Here is a 2,588-nt window from a genome sequence, read left to right on the forward strand (position 1 = left end):
ACGCCAGGTTTTCAACCTGGAAAGAGGGGTTCGATTCCCCTACGGGCTGCCACTTACCTCCGGAAATCGCCGCTTCCATACGACTGCGAAAGCAGGATGTAGGCGAGCGTTCGTGGCGCAGAATCCGGGGCCGTCAGGGCTTGCCTGCTTTGCATACGTAGAGCCTGCGAGGCGCCGCGCCTGCGCTTGCCCGTTGCGGACGTATCCCGTACCAGCTTGGTCGAACGCGTGTCCTGATGCGCGGGCGGTCCATACGATCCCTACTCGCTGACGTCGGGTCGGACCGATCATGAACGGGCGGAACGGAATGAAGAACGACTTCCAGAACTCGACCGGTGCCGACGTGCTCTCGGACCTGAAGCGTCTTTCGGGCCGGAAGCGGCGGACCTTGGCGCGCACGCTCATCTACAAGAAGAACCGCCGCCCGGCGAGCAAGGACGAGCAGATCGTGCTGCTCGACGCCTTGCGCTCCGAAGAGGTGCTCACCGATTTCGACCGCATCTACGCGCTGATCGCCGGCTGTCACAAGGTCTGCGAGAACGTCGACATGCAGGCGGCGCCGGTCTGGCTGGACCATCTGCTCGGCGCCGAGCAGAGCATCCGCAGGATGCCCATCGGGTTCGGACTGCGGAAGGACCGCACGCACCTGGTCTTTTCGGCGCTCAACGTGGCGCTCAACCTCGATCTGCTGACCGGACGCAGGCACGCCGGGCGCCTTTGCGACTGGTTCTTCGAGGAACTCGAGGGCCTGAACCCCAGGAAGATGACGCCGTACCTGTTCAACACGACAAGCAACGTCGTGAAATGCGGGGGCATCGTCGCGCTGTCCCGGCCGGAGTCGGTTGCGCATCTGGCCGGATTGCTGCGCCTCCTGATGTCCTACAGCGTCGAGATCAACAACGCCGAGCATTGGTGGTTCTACGCCCGGTTCCGTGCGCCGTCGCGGGTGGGCGAGCTGACCGAACGCGCGTCCTTCGGGTCGTACTGCCGCTCGGTCGTCCGGATGTTCGCGCTCGAGAAGGCGGCCGCGGAAAGCGATCCGGTTGCGCGGGCCGCGCTGGTGAAGGAGGCCGCCTACCTGTGCGTGGCGCAGGCCACCGATGCGCAGCGCGACGCGCTGTTCGAGAGGGTCGGCTAGGCGACCCCGGTCACGCCCGGACCATCACGACAAGCGGCCGGGCTTCGGTGCCTGGAGCCGCAGCGTCGATTTCCGCAGCCTGTCCAGGTGCCCCGCTTTCAGCGCCTCAGGGTGAATGACCCCCAGCTGCGCGGGCATCTCCGGCAGGTCGAGGATGTGCGCGATCGCGAACCGGTGCGCGCCGCCGCCGCTGCGCAGGCACGTGCCGTCCCGCGCGATGTGCACCAGCGTCGCGCCATGCGCGCGGCGGTAGTGGAAGTCGGGCAGTTCGTCCATGTCCAGCAGCCGGCCCCGCGCGCGCGTCTCCTCGAAGATCCGGTCGAGCCGGCGGTAGCGGGCCAGGACGTCCTCGCGCGATCTGCACCCGTCCGGGGCGAGGCCGCGTCCGATCTGCTCCACCATCTGCCGCACGATTGGCGTCTCGTGCCAGTCGGCGCCGTCGATCCAGCGCATGCGGCAGCTCACCAGTTTCGTGCTCTTCGAGATGTCGCTGCGGCTCTGGTCCCAGTCGCCGCCGCGGACCATCCCGCTTTGCTGGCGCCCCAGACGCGGCATGCCCTTCGTTCGCGCGTACGAATGCGTGATCGCGCGCGGTCGCGGGTAGATCGCCATGGCCGAGAGCGGCGCGCCCGCGCCGTAGCGCAGGCGGTTCAGCCGGTCGCGCACGATCTGCCTGTAGACATGCGCCTCGATTGCGCGCTGCAGGGACTTGAAAATCGTCGGCGTTTCGGGGGACGTCATTCGTGGTGGCGCCTCGACGGTCTTTGTGGCAGCACTCGTTAACCCGGCGCGAGGCACGAAACAATTGCGCGCCGCGCCGGCGGAACCGAAATGCGGGCGTTTTCCCGCGCACGCCACACGCGAAGAACGGCAAGGGGCCTTCACGTGCACGACCGCGATCGCCATCGCCCTCTCGATCGGCCAGCCGAACGGGTGGCGCTTTACCTGCGGGCGATCCGCGAGTTTCGCCGCCTTGCGCGCACGGCGATCCGGGGCGGCCCGACCGCGTCGCCGGCCGGTCTGGCCGGGACGTTCCAGATTCTGCGCGCGGTGCACCGCCTGCGCTACATCTCCGCCGACCATCCCGGAGCCGATGCGGATGGCGCCGGGTTCATCGTGATGCTCGACCCGGTTACGCCGCACAGCAAGGCCAGCCAGATCGTGGCGTCCCTGAAAGCGCACGGCATGCCGCCCGAGCGGATTTTCGCGCCCCGTCGCGTGGGTCTCCTCGGCCGGTTGCGTTTGCAGCTCGCCGCCGGCTTCGTGGTGCTCAAGGTCCGGCCGTGGCGCCGCCGCCTGCAGGTGCCCGAACTGACGCTGGTGATCGCCGCGCTTGTACATGCCCGCCGGCTTGCCCGGGGCCGGTCGACCACCGTTCACATCGGCGACCGCTCTCCCCGGCGCATCGCCTTCGCCGTCGGAGCGCGTCTTGCCGGCCGACGGTCGCTGT

3 protein-coding genes are annotated in these 2,588 nt (G+C 68.3%); 2 read left to right on the forward strand and 1 reads right to left on the reverse strand.

Translation table 11 applies throughout. From position 1 onward, the window contains the following. Positions 1–307: 307 nt before the first annotated feature. Positions 308–1,138 (forward strand): hypothetical protein, encoded by an 831-nt coding sequence (locus ACFDTC_RS16745; RefSeq protein WP_375260018.1) that lies wholly within the window; start codon positions 308–310, stop codon positions 1,136–1,138. 24 nt (positions 1,139–1,162) lie between these two features. Here ACFDTC_RS16745 and ACFDTC_RS16750 read toward each other — a convergent pair whose 3' ends face one another. Further along, positions 1,163–2,044, reverse strand: a complete 882-nt coding sequence (locus tag ACFDTC_RS16750) for a hypothetical protein (RefSeq protein ID WP_375260019.1) — start codon at positions 2,042–2,044, stop codon at positions 1,163–1,165. On the opposite strand from ACFDTC_RS16750, the gene ACFDTC_RS16755 reads away from it, so the two are divergent. Beyond that, positions 2,024–2,588, forward strand: a 565-nt coding sequence (locus ACFDTC_RS16755; RefSeq protein WP_375260020.1) for a hypothetical protein, incomplete at its 3' end; no start/stop codon positions are given. The genes ACFDTC_RS16750 and ACFDTC_RS16755 overlap by 21 nt on opposite strands.

The sequence above is a fragment of the Citreimonas sp. genome (genome assembly GCF_042096055.1).
In the GTDB taxonomy this organism is placed as follows: Bacteria; Pseudomonadota; Alphaproteobacteria; order Rhodobacterales; family Rhodobacteraceae; genus Citreimonas.

Excerpts from the sequence above, each read along its gene's own strand:
- ACFDTC_RS16745 (WP_375260018.1), top strand. The coding sequence starts at position 308 with ATGAAGAACGACTTCCAGAACTCGACCGGTGCCGACGTGCTCTCGGAC.
- ACFDTC_RS16750 (WP_375260019.1), bottom strand. The coding sequence starts at position 2,044 with ATGGCGATCGCGGTCGTGCACGTGAAGGCCCCTTGCCGTTCTTCGCGT.